This window comes from Aquihabitans sp. G128 (genome assembly GCF_019048865.1).
Lineage (GTDB): Bacteria > Actinomycetota > Acidimicrobiia > Acidimicrobiales > Iamiaceae > Aquihabitans.
The window spans coordinates 4,410,421-4,424,168 of sequence record NZ_CP077604.1 but is presented as its reverse complement, the minus strand read 5'-3'; the positions used below and the strand labels follow the sequence as shown (position 1 = coordinate 4,424,168).

Below are 13,748 nucleotides of genomic sequence, written 5' to 3'. Positions count from 1 at the left end.
CCGCAGCCTGCGAACCCGAAGACGATGCCGTTCGAGAAGTACGCCCCGTACGTGCCGCTCGACCTTCGTGATCGCACCTGGCCCGACAACCGCCTCACCGTCGCCCCGCAGTGGTGCGCGGTCGACCTGCGCGACGGCAACCAGGCCCTGATCGACCCCATGGACCCCACCCGCAAGCTGAAGATGTTCCAGACCCTGGTGGCCATGGGCTACAAGGAGATCGAGGTGGGCTTCCCGTCGGCCAGCCAGACCGACTTCGACTTCGTGCGCCAGCTGATCGAGGAGGACCTGGTCCCCGAGGACGTCACCATCCAGGTGCTGACCCAGTGCCGCGAGGACCTCATCCGCCGCACCTACGAGAGCATCCGTGGCAGCCGCGAGGCCATCGTCCACTTCTACAACTCGACCTCCACCCTGCAGCGCAAGGTGGTCTTCGGGCTCGACAAGGACGGCATCACCGAGATCGCGGTGAACGCCGCCAAGCTGTGCCGCAAGCTCGAAGAGGAGATCCCCGAGACCTTCGTGCGCTACGAGTACTCGCCCGAGAGCTACACCGGGACCGAGCTGTCGTACGCGGTGGAGATCTGCGACGCGGTGGCCGAGGTCATCGAGCCCACGGTCGACCGCAAGCTGATCATGAACCTGCCGGCCACCGTCGAGATGTACACGCCGAACCTGTACGCCGACACCATCGAGTGGTTCCTGCGCACGGTCCGCAACCGCGAGGCCATCACCCTCTCGCTGCACCCCCACAACGACCGGGGCTGCGCCGTGGCCGCCGCCGAGCTGGGCGTGCTGGCCGGCGCCGACCGGGTCGAGGGCTGCCTGTTCGGCAACGGCGAGCGCACCGGCAACGTCGACCTGGTGACGCTGGGCATGAACCTGTTCGCCCAGGGCGTCGACCCCACCATCGACTTCAGCGACATCGACGCCATCCGCCGCACCGCCGAGTACTGCAACCGGCTGCCGGTCCACGAGCGGCACCCCTACGCCGGCGACCTCGTCTACACGGCGTTCTCCGGCTCGCACCAGGACGCCATCAAGAAGGGCTTCGCCGCCCTGTACGCCGAGTCCGAGGCCGCCGGCCGGGGCCACGACTACGAGCAGTGGGCCGTGCCCTACCTGCCCATCGACCCCGCCCACGTGGGCCGCACCTACGAGGCGGTCATCCGGGTCAACAGCCAGTCCGGCAAGGGCGGGGTGGCCTACATCATGGAGGCCGAGCACGGCTTCGCCCTCCCCCGCCGGCTGCAGATCGAGTTCTCCCGCACCATCCAGACCATTGCCGAGGACACCGGCACCGAGATCACCCCCGGCGCCATGTGGGACACCTTCTCGGTGACCTACCTGCCGGAGTCGCCGCACTTCGAGCTGCGCTCGAACGAGCTGGCCACCGACGCCGACGGCAACGCCACCATCACCGCCCAGGTCCTCGCCGGCGGCGAGGCCGCCACCATCACCGGCTCGGGCAACGGCCCCATCGCCGCCTTCGTCGACGCCGTGCGCACCGGCCTCGGCGTGCAGGTCGACGTGGTCGACTACTCCGAGCACTCGCTGGGCGCCGGGGCCGACGCCAAGGCCGTGGCCTACGTCGAGACCGTCGACGGCGAGGGCACCACCCGCTGGGGCATCGGCACCCACGAGAACATCATCACGGCGTCGCTGCGGGCCGTGCTCTCCGCCGCCAGCCGGGCCCACGCCGAGGGCTGAGCACCGGCTCGAACGGGCGACCCCCGGCCGGGTGAAGCCGGGGGTCGTTCGCGGCCCGTTCGCGGCACGTCCGTACCGTCGCCCGGATGCGACGACACCTCGGGCTCCGTGCCGCCCTGACCACCCTCGCCCTCGCCGGCTTCCTCGCCGGCTGCGGAGCCACCGGGACCGGCGACGACGACGCCGCCAAGGCCACCACCACGACGGCCGCCACCAAGACGACCGACGCACCGAGCACCGGCAAGGCGCCGGCGGCGACCACCACCACCGATCCCGACGAGGGCCGGGGCGACGTCATCCCCGACGAGCCCGAGGCCGAGTCCGGCCCCACCGAGGACCTGGTGACGGTGTCGGACCCGGTCCACAACGCGTTCTCGATCGGCGTGCCCAACGGGTGGAACAACCTCGTGTACTCCTCGGTGGAGGGCCAGGTGACCCACGAGGTCATCAACTCCGTGAGCCCCGACGGCAAGACCGTCCTGTTCATCGGCGACCCGAAGATCCCGAGCTACTGGAACCCGGCGACGGCCAACCCGGTCACCGTCGACTTCTGCAACAAGCTCGACTTCATGGAGCTCAAGAGCTACTCGCCGGCGCCGGAGTACATGCCGGCGTACGTGCAGCAGAAGTTCGGGAAGCTGCCCGGCTTCCAGCTGGGCTCGGTGGAGACCGACGCCGACGCCGAGGCGGGCCTGGCCCAGGCCTTCGCCGATCGGGGCCTCGCCGCCCCCGGCATCGCCATCGTGAACCTGCACTTCAGCTACGAGGACGAGGACGGCACGACGGTCAACGCCCTCATCGTGGGCACGACCATGGACTCCGGCGACTTCTGGTCCGCCAGCGTCCTCGGGCTCTCGACCACCGGCGACGTGGCCACCTACCGCCCGATGCTCGCCGCCATGACCCAGACCGAGCAGACCAACCCGGAGTGGACGGCCCAGCAGAACGCCCGCCACCAGCAGGTGCTGGCCCAGATCGACGCCAACACCGCCGCCATGACCTCGCAGCACCAGGCCAACATGGCCGCCATCCAGAGCAGCGCCCAGCGCCACCAGGAGCGGATGGCGGCGATCGAGTCGGCCAACGATGCCAGCGTGGCCGGCTTCTACGACCGCATGGAGGCCGGCGACGCCACCCAGCGGGGCTTCCTGAACTACATCAACGACGAGAACACCGTCGCCACCAGCAGCGGGACCACCTACCAGGTGGACAACAGCTACGACCGCTACTGGCTGAACCCCACCACCGGCGAGTACGCCGGCGGCGACATCAACTTCGGCGACGCCCAGCTGCGCGAGCTCGGGCTCAACCCCAGCGACTACGAAGAGGTCAAGATCGTCCGGTAGCCGTCTGCGTCCACCTGGGGTGGTGGTGGCCGGTCGGCGACTCGGGTCGCCGACCGGCCCCGGCCGAGCCCACGGGGGAGTGGGGCCCGACGAAGGGTGACCGCCGGCTACTTGACGGTGACCGTGCCGACGTCGGCGCCGGCGTAGCCGTCGGCGGCCTCGTCGGTGATCGTGTACGTGCCGGCGGCGTTGATCACGAAGCCGGCGGTGATGCCCCCGGGGACCGTCTGGCCGCCGGCGCAGCCGATCTTGACCGAGCGCAGGTCCGAACCGGCCGGGCTGGCCACGAAGAACTGCTCGCCGACGGCCACGTCGAGGTTGCCCGGGTCGAGCGAGCCGTCGTCGGTGAAGGTCATCGTCTTGTCGGCCACGGGGTCGCCGTCCTTCCAGACCACCGTCGAGCTGCCGGAGAGCTCGTTGCTGTCCTCGACGCAGGTGCCGGCATCGGCCTCGCCGCCGCCGGCCGTGGTCGCCGTGGTGTCGTCGGTCGCGGTGGTGTCGTCGGTGGCCTTGGCCGCGGTGGTCGTGGGCTTGTCGGCGCCGTCCGAGGAGTCGGAGCTGCACGCGGCGGCCGCGAACAGCAGCGAGGCGGACAGGACGATGGCGCCGAGGCGACGGGACGTGGGGTTCATGGGTGCTCCGTTTGGGCTCGTGCCTCCGGGGAGGCGGAGGCCGGGGCGCGGCCGCGCCCCCGCCTCGCTGCATCGTGCGGGCCGGGCCCTGCCTCGGGAAAGGGGGGGAACCACGGAACCACGCAGATCGCTGAGCCGCAGGCGGCTCAGCGCAGATCGTCGGGGTGCGGCTCGGCGGCCCGCACGGCGGCGCCGACGGCCACCCGGGACCGCACGTCGAGGCGCTGGAGGATGCTCGACACGTGGCCCTCCACCGTCTTCTCCGACAGCGAGAGGACCCCGGCGATCTCCCGGTTCGTCCGGCCCGCCGCCACCAGGTGGGCCACCTGGGTCTGGCGGGAGGTCAGCCCCGGCACGCGCCGATCGGGCTGGGCCGGGCGGTGCGGTCGACGGCCGAGCGTGCGCAGCTCCCGGGCCATGCGGGAGCCCTCGTAGTCCGCACCCATCGCGTAGGCGAGGCGCTCCACCCGGGCCAGCTCGTCGCCGGCACCCTCGAGGTCGCCGGTCTGGGCCCGGGCCGAGGCCAGCAGGCGCCCGGTCATGATCTGGTCGAGCGGGGTGGCGGCGGCGTCGGCCTCGAAGGGGGCCAGCAGGGCGAGCACGGCGGCGTGGTCGCCGGCGTCCAGTGCGATGGCGCTCCGGCGGCGGCGGTCGTGGACGGAGCCCAGGTCGGTGCAGACCTCGTCGGCGCAGGTCGCGGCGGCGACGGCGCCGGCCCGATCCCCGCCCGCCAGGTGGGCGTGCACGAGCAGCTCGAAGGCGTAGGACCGGTCCGGGCCCATGAGCAGCGGGAGCCGGGGCCCGCCGGCGCCGGCGACGAGCGCCTGGATGGCTCGGTCGAACCGGCCGGCCACGACGTGCCCGCTGGCCGCCTGGGCCAGCGCCCAGGCCCGCCACGGCGACGGCGCCACCGCCTCGGCGAGCAGCTCCACCTCGTCGGCCAGGGCCCCCGCCGGCCCGAGGTCGTCGACCACGCCCGCCACCATGCACGCACCGGCCACGCCGAGCAGGCGGGGCAGCGGGTCGGTGGCGGTGCGGGCCTCGGCCAGCAGCGACGATGCCTCGGTCGCCGCCACCGGCACCAGGCCGGTGCAGACCAGGTGCAGCACCCGGGTCAGCCGGGCCGGCAGCGCCCAGGGCGCCGCCTCCGGCGGGAGGTCCCCGCCCAGCAGGGCGCGCAGCGCGGCATCGGTGACCTCGGCCCGTCCCTCGAGGAAGCCCCACCAAGCCGCCAGCGCCAGGGCCTCGGCCCGCTCCCCGAGGTCGAGCCCGTCGGAGGAGGTCGGGCCCGTGGCGGCGCTCGACCCCGGGACGAGGCCGAGCTCGGCCAGGACCGGGTCGAGCGACGGGTGGGCGACCGGGCTCCGTCCCTCGACGCGGCGGGCGGTGAGGGCCACGAAGCACCGGCTGAGCGGGTCGAGGCCGTCGGGGCGATCGAGGGCGACACGGTCGTCGGCGTCGAGCGCCGGGAGCGGCGCGGGGTCGAGGAAGGCGCGCCGCCGACGGGCCCGGGCCCCGACGGTCTCGGCCGCGGCCAAGGGCGTGCCGCGCTGGTGGGCCAGCCGGTCGGCCCGCTCCCGGGCCCGGGTGGCGCCGAGGTCGTCCCCGCTCGGGACGAGCTCGACGAGCTCGTCGACCACGCGCTGGGCCTCAGCGGCGGCTCCCGCCCGCTCGAGGGCGTCGGCCCACGCCGCCAGGACCTCGGCACGACGGTCGGGGGTGGCGTCGGCCAGCAGGCCGGCCGCCACCTCCCACCACCCCGCCGCCTCGTGCGCCGCGCCCCGTTCCTCGGCCCGGCGGGCTGCGGCGGCCGTCGCCGCCACGGCCTCGGGGTCGCCCGCGCCCGCCACCGCGGCCCGCTCCGCGGCGATCGCGTCGGTCGGTCCGTCGGCTTCGACCCGCTGGGCCATGGCGGCGCGGCGGCGCACCAGCGTGGTGGCCACCGTCGCTTCGTCGCCGGACGGCCCGTCGAGCGCGAGCGGCTGCAGCACGGCGGCCGGCTCCGGCACGGCCGCGACGGGCTCGTCGAGGTCGAGCACCGGGCCCCCGGCGAGCACGGCGGCGACCGCCGAGCGGGTCCGCACGCCCAGCTTGGCCAGCACCTTGGCGGCATGGGACTCGACGGTGCGCTCGCTGATGAACAGCGAGGCGGCGATCTCCCGGTTGGTCAAGCCCGATGCGATGAGCGCGCCGACCTCGGCCTCCCGGTCGCTCAGGCCCCTGCCGTCGACGGCGGCCGGTGCTCGCCGGCCGAGGCGACGCAGCTGGCGGCTGGCCACCGCACCCACCGTCGAGGCCCCCAGCTCGGCGCAGGTCCGGTGCACCCACAGCAGCTCGACCACGGCGGGGTCCCGCTCACCGCCGGCCGAGCGGGCCAGGCCCTCGAGCAGGCGGGCCCGCGCCTCCTCCAACCGGCCGCCGGCGGTCTCCGACGCGTCTCGGGCGCGGCGGGCGGCCTGCTGGGCGCTGCGGTGGTCGCCCTCGGCGACGGCCAGCGCAGCGGCGGCCCGCTCGGCCGCCGCGGTGGACATGAGGCCCGACGCCGACGCCTGGGCGGCGTCGACCCAGCGCCGGGCCAGACCCAGCTCGCCGGCCTCGACGGCGGCGGCCGCCAGGATCTCGTAGCCGTAGGCCCGGTCGACCGCCGGCAGCTGCTGGAGGCCCGGCCCGCCACCGCCCTCGAGCATCGCGTCGGCGGCGCGCGCCGTGGCCCCGACGTTGGCCAGGGTGTGGGCCGCGAAGATCAGCGATCCGCTCCGCAGCAGCGAGCCTCGCTCCTCCAGCAGCAGGGCGAACACCTCGGCCACCGCCCGCCGAGCGGCGTCGTGGTCGCCCTGCAGGGCGTCGACGTAGGCCAGCGTGGCGCGGGCGAAGGCCAGGTGCAGGCCGCCGTCGCCGAGGCGGAGCCGCTCGATGACCGACGTCAACCGCGACGACGCCTCGTCGAGCCGGCCCTGGAACAGGTGGCTGCGGGCCACGGTGATGTCGAGGTAGGCCAGCAGGTGGGCCTGGCCGCTGGTCCCGGCGATGGACCGGAGGCGCAGGGCCACCCGCTCGGCCCGCTCCAGCTGCTGGCCGGACAGGGCGGCCTGGGCCACGAGGTGGGCGCCGAGCACGGCGGTGGCCAGCTCGTCGTCGGTGGCGGCGTCGAAGCGCGCCAGCGCCTCGGCCAGCACCTCGCCCTGGTCCTTGGCGCCGGCCATGGCGGCCGCCCACGCCGCTGCGCCGGCGACGGCCACGCGCACCCCGACCGGTGCGTCGGCGTCGAGGGCACCGATCGCTTCCTCGGCGGTGTCCCGGGCCTCGTCGAACGTGCGGCCGAGGTAGAGCGCGCACGCGGTCTGCGTTGCGAGCAGCAACGCCCGTGCGCCGGGCTCACGGGCGACGGCGAGGGCCCCGGCCAACCGGGCTTGGGTGCCCTCGAGGTCACCGCTGAGCAGCTCGACCTCGGCCAGCGCCGCCACCTCGGCGGGAGCGGCGAGCCCGGCCGCCTCCAGGCCGGCCATGGTGGCCCGCCACCCGAACAGGTCGCCGTCGGCGGCGCAGGCCACAGCCAGCGCCCGCTGCGCACCCGCCCACCGGCCGTCCGTCGGCGGGAGCAGCGCCACCAGGCCCCGCAGGAGGGGGAGCCGGCCCGGGCGCGGGTGCCGTCCGGCTCGCCGAGGGCGTCGAGCTGAGCCTGCACCTCGCGGATGGCGCCCTCGTCTCCCGCCTCGCTCCGCCCCACGAGGTGGCGCACGAGGACCGGGCCCGAGGCGTGGGCCGCGGCCAGCACCTCCGCCACGCGGGCGTGCGCCGCCCGCCGCCAGGCCGGGTCGACGTCGTCGAGCAGGACCTCGGCCAGCACCGGCTGGGCGTGGGCGAACCGGGGCACGCCGTCGGCGGGGACGACGTGGCCGGCGGCCACGAGCACGTCGAGCGCCCGGGCGGTGGCGGCGAGGTCGAGCTCGGCGGCGGCGGCCGCCACCTCCAGGTCGAACCGGGGCCCGGCGACCGCTGCGGCCCGCCAGACCAGCGCGACCCGGGGGTCGGCGGAGGCGGCGAGGTCGGCCCGCCAGGTCCGGGCCAGCGCGGCGAGGGCGGCGCGGCCCTCGCCCGAGGGCGCCACCCCGTTCGGCGCGCCGTGGGCGGCGAGGACCGCCGGGTTGCCGCCCGAGGCCCGGTGGACCGCCTCCACCTGGGCGTCGGCCCGGTCGCGGCCGAGGCGCAGGGCCACGTCGCCCACCGCCAGCGGGGGCAGGACCAGCCGCCGCAGGTCCCAACCGGCGTCGGCCAGGCGGTGGAGCGCCGCCGGGTGCGGCGCGCCCGACGGCAGCGAGACCACCACGCTGCCGATGGCCGGGTCGAGCGCCGCCGGGTCGGCCAGGCCGCTCGGATCGGCGGCGCCCGGGCGGTGGAGGTCGTCCACCACGAGCGCGGCGACGCCGAGGGCGGCCAGCCGCTCGGCCACCGCCGCGAGGAAGCGGGTCCGACCGGCACCACGCGGGCCTTCGACCACCACGCAGGTGGGCCGAGCGCGCGACGCCCCGTGGAGCAGGTCGACGATCGCCGCGAACTCGGCACCGCGCCCCACCGCAGGCGGCAGCGACGGGAGGATCTGTTGCTTCATGCGCATGCCCTCCTGACCTCGCCCGACGCGGAACCTTAGGGGTGGGTTCCCGACCGCTCCCGCGCCCTCCTGCCTGCGTTCGGGCGATCGGCGGGCCCCCCTGGTCCGCCTTGACAGCTAATGCGCTCGCATTACGATGCGGCGCCGTGACCATCGACTTCACCCTCACGCCCGAGCTCGACGCCCTGCGCCTGCGCATCCGGACGTTCGTCGACGAGGTGATCAAGCCCACCGAGGCCGAGCTCACCGACCCCGACCACCTCGACGACCGCCACGAGTACCTCGTCAAGCTGATCGGCATGCGCACCAAGGCGCAGGAGGCCGGCATCTGGCTCCCCCACATGCCCGAGGAGTGGGGCGGCATGGGCCTGGGCCACGTGGAGCTGGCCATGGTCCAGGCCGAGGCGGCCAAGGCCTACTACGGCCCCTTCGTCTTCAACTGCATGGCGCCCGACGAGGGCAACATGCACACGCTGCTGAAGTGGGCCACCGACGAGCAGAAGGAGCGGTACCTCCGGCCGCTGTGCGAGGGCACGGCCATGAGCTGCTTCGCCATGACCGAGCCCGAGGTGGCGGGATCTGACCCCACGCTCATCCAGACCACCGCCGTCCAGGACGGCGACGAGTGGGTGATCAACGGCCACAAGTGGTTCATCTCCAACGCCCAGCGAGCGAAGTTCGCCATCCTCATCTGCCGCACCGAGGACTCGCCCGACCTGCCCCAGGCGGCCAACACCGCGTTCATCGTCGACATCCCGTCGGAGGGCTGGAACCGGGTGCGCGAGGTGGAGACCATGCACGGCGGCAGCGGCCACTCCGAGATCGTCATCGAGGACCTGCGGGTGGCGAACAGCCAGATGCTCGGCGGGCGCGGCGAGGGCCACCTGCTGGGCCAGAGCCGGCTGGGCCCGGCCCGCCTGGCGCACTGCATGCGCTGGATCGCCCAGGCCGAGACCGCGCTCGACATGATGGTCGACCGCTCGCTCAACCGGTTCGCCCACGGCTCCCTGCTGGCCGAGAAGCAGGGCATCCAGTGGATGATCGCCGACTCCACCATGGAGCTGTACCAGGCCAAGCTCATGGTGCTGCACGCCGCCTACCGGATCGACAACGGCCTCGACTTCAAGAGCGAGGTGTCGATGGCCAAGCACTTCGTGGCCAACATGCTGGGCCGGGTGATCGACCGCTCGATCCAGGTCCACGGCGCCCTCGGCTACAGCACCGACACCCCGCTGGCCCACATGTACCAGCACGCCCGCTGGGCCCGCTTCGCCGACGGCGCCGACGAGGTCCACCAGATGCGCATCGCCCAGCGCACCATCGCTGCGTACCGCGACCACGGCTCCACCCGCACCGCCACCGGCGACCTGCCGATCTAGGGCGCCTTGCGGGCCGCCTTCTTGGCGGGGGCTCGCTTGCGGGGCGCGGCCTTGCGAGCGACCGTGCGACCGCCGGACTCGGCGACGGTGCCCTTGGGGTCGGCCGCGGTGATGGCGGCGTCGATGAGCTGGGGGTGGGCGTCGCCGCCGGTGCCGACGGCCCGCTCCAGCTCGGCCAGGGACTCCTCGAGGTGGACCAGCAGGCGCTGGAGGTGCGGGACCCGACGGCGGCAGCCGGTGAGGCCGAACTTCGAGGTGGTCCACGTAGCTGGTGATCGTGATGTTGAGCGCCTGCCCGTGGTACGGGATCGACATCGGGTACACGCCCTGCAGGCGGGCGCCGTTCAGGTAGAGCGGCTCGCGGGGGCCCGGCACGTTCGAGATGGTGATGTTGAACGGGGGCCGCCAGCCCTCGCCGCCGCCGAGCATCGAGACGATGGGCGACGGCGCCATGTTGGCGGCGCTCACGGCCAGCATCTGGAGCGGGGTCAGGCCGCGCAGCGAGTCCTTGGCGATGCCCATGGACTCGCGGATCTGCGCAAGGCGCTGGCCCGGGTCCTCGGCGTTGGTGGCCAGCGAGGTGAGCACCGCGCCGACGGCGTTGCCGGCGTCGCTGTCGTCCAGGCGGAGCGACACCGGGACCATGGCGGTGAGCGACTCCTCCGGCAGGCCGTCGTGCTCGAGGAGGTAGCGGCGCAGGGCGCCCGAGCACATGGCCAGCACGAGGTCGTTGACCGTGGCGCCGGCGGCCTTGGCCGCGGCCCGGACCCGGCTGAAGCTCCAGCTCTGGGCGGCGAAGCGGCGGGCCCCGGTGATGTGCACGTTGAGCATGGTGGGCGGGGCCTTGAACGGGAACGCCGCCAGCTCCTCGTCCATGGCCAGGCGGGCCGACCGCAGGAGGCTGGGGGCCAGCGACACCAGGTCGAGGCCGCCCCGCACCACCTCGAGCGCGGTCTCCACCGCGGTGTCGACGGGGTTGTGGGCGGTGCCGTCCTCGGCCTCGCGGCGGCGGGGCCGGTACTCCCACGGCGGGTCGACCTCGGCGTTGGGATCGGTGGTCAGCGACCGCTCGAGCAGCCGCAGGGCGGCCACCCCGTCGACCATGGCGTGGTGCACCTTGGTGTAGACCGCGAAGCGGTTGCCCTCCAGGCCCTCGATCAGCACCAGCTCCCAGAGCGGGCGCTGGCGGTCGAGCAGCGAGCCGTGCATGCGCGAGCCGAGGGCGAGCAGCTCGCGGACCCGGCCGGGCTCGGGCAGCGCCGAGTGGCGGACGTGGTACTCGAGGTCGAGCTGCTCGTCGTCGCGCCACGCCCACTGGCCACCGGTGCGCAGCGACCGGTAGGGGCGCTTGCGGAACAGCGGCGAGACGTCGTCGTGGGTGAGCATGCGCTCGTACTGCTCGCGGAGCCAGTCGGGGCCGACGCCCTCGGGCAGCTCGAAGACCTGGAGGCCGCCCACGTGCATCGGCGTGGCCCGGGACTCCGAGAGCAGGAAGGCCGCATCGGGGGGTGACACCAGTGCCATGGGGTTCCTCTTCACCGTTCGCCGCCCCGGGTGCGGAGCGGTGCGGATCGTACCGAGGGTCCGGGTGCGGCGCGTGCGCCTTCGCCGGCTCAGGTGTGCGGGTGGTGCTCGGCCAGCCAGGCGTCCTCGGCGTCGGCGGCGAAGAAGTGCGGCCCGTAGGACTGCGGGAGCTTCGGGAAGGCGTCCTCCCACCGGTCGACGGCGTCGAGCTGCTCCTCGAGCCAGCGGCACGTGTCGACCGCCGCGGCGGCGTAGCTGGTGACCGGCCGGTAGCCCAGCGCGGTGGCGGCGTCCATGGCCACGGTGAACGGCTTGGGCACGGCCCAGGGGCTGTCGCCGACGCCCTCGCCCGGCGACGGGCCGTCGAACGGGACCAGCTCGAAGGTGTGGCCGACGGTGGCCGCCACGACCTGGGCGATCTCGGCGACGGTGTGGGGGAACGGGTCGCCGTGGTTGAGCGTGCGGGTGCCGGGCTGCTCGGCCACCGTGCGGATCAGCTCGGCCAGGTTGGTGGCGCTGGTGGTGTGGAACGTGCTCTCGCCGCCGAAGGCGAGCGGGAGGCTCGGCCGCTTGGACCGGGCCCGCAGCAGGGGCCAGAGCTCCCGGGGGCTGGTGGAGCCGGGGCCGTGGATGGCGCAGGGCCGCAGCACCGTGACCGGCACGGCGTCCTGGCCCAGCAGCTCGTCCTCCAGCAGGCGCTTCCTGGTGCTGTAGCTGGCGGGGCCCGGCGCGATGGTGGCGGCGGTCTCGGGGATGGGGCCGACGAAGTCGGGGAAGTCGTCGACGCCGGTGGCCTCGTCGAGCGTGCGGCCCCGGGCGTCGGCGTAGACCGAGGCCGACGAGATGACGACGAGGTGGCCGAGGTCGTCGGCGTGGGCGAGGAGGCGGCGGGCGTCGGCCTCGTCGTAGGCGATGGCGTCGACCACCAGGTCGGCGCCCTCGGCGAGCAGGCCGTCGAGGTCGTCGCTGGCTCGGTCGACCCGGCGTTCGGTGACGCCGTGCTCGGCCCAGGTCGGTGGCGGCTCGGCCAGGGTGCCGCGGTGCACCGCGGTCACGGCTCAGTCGGCGGCGGCCAGGGCGTCGACGGTGGCCCGTCCGATCTGGCCGGTGGCACCGATCACGATCGCTCGTCCTTGGGTCACCGGGCCAGTCTGCCGACCTCGATCGCGCCGCGCTCGTGGACCCCGTTCAGGTGGGCGGCGGGTCCGGGGCGGGTGGGACCGGGACGGGCGGGACGGCGCCGGGGGCCTTGGCGCCCACCACGCCCTTGAAGCGCAGCAGCGGACGCTCGAGGAGGTCCCAGCTGGCGGCGGCGAAGAGGAGGCCGGCGCCGAGGCCGATGGCGAGCAGAGCGAGGAAGCCGTTGCTGCCGGCGGGCAGCGCGAACCATCCGGGCCAACCACCGTCGCCGGTGAGGGGGTTGCCGGCGTGGGGCAGGACCCGCTTCATCCAGTCGAAGTGCCAGAGGTAGAGGCCGTAGGAGACGGCGCCGACCCAGGCGACGGGCCGCCAGCGCAGGACGCGGCGGACCGGGTCGCGGTCCTGGTCCCCGAAGGCGGCGGGCAGGAGGATCAGCAGCGAGAGCAGGCCGAGGGTGAACTGGCGCTGCTGCCAGAAGAAGCCCCGGTAGGCCCCGTTGGGGTCGTTCAGCTGCTCACCGACGGCCGGGCCGGCGCGCCAGGCGTACCAGGCGAACAGGGCGATGGCGGCGGCCCACCAGGCCAGGGCGGGCTGGGCGAGGCGGTCCATGGTGGCGCGGAGGCGGTCGCTCTCGCCCGCCGCCACCGAGACGACGGCGACCACCATGCCGACGGCGAACAGGTCGGTGTTGGTGGGCAGCCACTGGAACGCCAGGCCCCGCCAGGTGGGGTTGCGGTTCGAGACGATCGCCCGAGCGGCGAAGCCGGCGACGTAGAGCAGGGCGCAGCCGGCGAGGTCGACGACGGTGGCCCGCTTGGGGCTGCGGACCAGCTTGCCGACGAGGTACGCCCACAGCGGGATGACCAGGTAGAAGGTGACCTCGGTGCAGAGGCTCCAGGCCTGGACGAGGCCGCCGAGCACCGTGGTGCGGGAGTAGATCTGCAGGAAGAGGTAGTAGCGCCACCAGTCGCGGCCCAGGTCGAAGCTGCCGAGGAACCAGAAGGAGGTGAGCGCCAGCCAGTAGGCGGGCACGAGGCGCAGCAGGCGGCGCCACCAGAAGGCGAGCGTGGGCGGCTGGGCGCGGCCGTCGCGGTGGGCGGCGGCGAACGGGCGGTAGATCAGGAAGCCCGAGAGGACGAAGAAGACGGCGACGCCGGAGTCCATGACCTCGGCGGGGATGCGGATCGCACTCGGGGTGTGGGCCGGTCCGGCCAGGCTCGACGCGTGGTGGACCACCACCATCACCGCGGCCAGCGCCCGGAGGCCCTCGAAGCAGGGGAAGGTGACCCGGGGCTTGGCGGCCGGCTCCGGCGCGATCGTGGCCGCATCGGCGGCGATCGAGGTCACGGCGCGAGTGTGGCATGGCCCGGCCCGGCCGAGAGGTTGTGGTGCCCCCGTAGCCTGGATG

The 13,748-nt window shown here is 74.4% G+C and carries 8 protein-coding genes and 1 pseudogene; 4 read left to right on the top strand and 5 right to left on the bottom strand.

Going from position 1 to position 13,748, the window contains the following annotated elements:
* Positions 1-24 precede the first annotated feature (24 nt).
* Positions 25-1,710 carry a 2-isopropylmalate synthase gene (gene leuA / locus KSP35_RS21190; protein WP_254126868.1) on the top strand — a complete coding sequence of 562 codons (1,686 nt, stop codon included), beginning with the start codon at positions 25-27 and terminating at the stop codon, positions 1,708-1,710.
* Positions 1,711-1,796: 86 nt separating this feature from the next.
* Positions 1,797-3,056, top strand: coding sequence for a hypothetical protein (locus KSP35_RS21185; protein WP_216997755.1), 1,260 nt, complete (start codon positions 1,797-1,799; stop codon positions 3,054-3,056).
* A 107-nt stretch (positions 3,057-3,163) separates the two neighbouring features.
* Here the strand turns inward: KSP35_RS21185 and KSP35_RS21180 are convergent, their stop codons facing one another.
* Both KSP35_RS21180 and KSP35_RS21175 read right to left on the bottom strand, forming a co-directional pair.
* Complete coding sequence (locus KSP35_RS21180; protein ID WP_216997754.1) at positions 3,164-3,688, bottom strand: hypothetical protein; 525 nt, start codon at positions 3,686-3,688, stop codon at positions 3,164-3,166.
* Between the two features lie 146 nt (positions 3,689-3,834).
* Positions 3,835-7,296 carry a LuxR C-terminal-related transcriptional regulator gene (locus tag KSP35_RS21175; protein WP_216997753.1) on the bottom strand — a complete coding sequence of 1,154 codons (3,462 nt, stop codon included), beginning with the start codon at positions 7,294-7,296 and terminating at the stop codon, positions 3,835-3,837.
* A 122-nt stretch (positions 7,297-7,418) separates the two neighbouring features.
* On the opposite strand from KSP35_RS21175, the gene KSP35_RS21170 reads away from it, so the two are divergent.
* Positions 7,419-8,336 carry a hypothetical protein gene (locus tag KSP35_RS21170; RefSeq protein WP_216997752.1) on the top strand — a complete coding sequence of 306 codons (918 nt, stop codon included), beginning with the start codon at positions 7,419-7,421 and terminating at the stop codon, positions 8,334-8,336.
* A 107-nt stretch (positions 8,337-8,443) separates the two neighbouring features.
* The gene (locus tag KSP35_RS21165) at positions 8,444-9,676 is read left to right on the top strand and encodes an acyl-CoA dehydrogenase family protein (RefSeq protein WP_216997751.1); all 1,233 of its coding nucleotides are present in this window, start codon (positions 8,444-8,446) and stop codon (positions 9,674-9,676) included.
* Between the two features lie 152 nt (positions 9,677-9,828).
* Here the strand turns inward: KSP35_RS21165 and KSP35_RS26255 are convergent.
* The 3 genes and pseudogenes from KSP35_RS26255 to KSP35_RS21150 all read right to left on the bottom strand — a co-directional run.
* Positions 9,829-11,200: pseudogene (locus KSP35_RS26255) on the bottom strand (wax ester/triacylglycerol synthase family O-acyltransferase); the annotation flags it as partial.
* Between the two features lie 89 nt (positions 11,201-11,289).
* The gene (locus KSP35_RS21155) at positions 11,290-12,255 is read right to left on the bottom strand and encodes a hypothetical protein (protein ID WP_216997750.1); all 966 of its coding nucleotides are present in this window, start codon (positions 12,253-12,255) and stop codon (positions 11,290-11,292) included.
* Between the two features lie 133 nt (positions 12,256-12,388).
* Complete coding sequence (locus tag KSP35_RS21150) at positions 12,389-13,687, bottom strand: acyltransferase (protein WP_216997749.1); 1,299 nt, start codon at positions 13,685-13,687, stop codon at positions 12,389-12,391.
* Between the last annotated feature and the right edge of the window lie 61 nt (positions 13,688-13,748).

What these genes read in the sequence shown, in the direction of transcription:
- leuA (WP_254126868.1), top strand. Translation starts at nt 25, where the DNA reads ATGCCGTTCGAGAAGTACGCCCCGTACGTGCCGCTCGACCTTCGTGAT.
- KSP35_RS21185 (WP_216997755.1), top strand. Translation starts at nt 1,797, where the DNA reads ATGCGACGACACCTCGGGCTCCGTGCCGCCCTGACCACCCTCGCCCTC.
- KSP35_RS21180 (WP_216997754.1), bottom strand. Translation starts at nt 3,688, where the DNA reads ATGAACCCCACGTCCCGTCGCCTCGGCGCCATCGTCCTGTCCGCCTCG.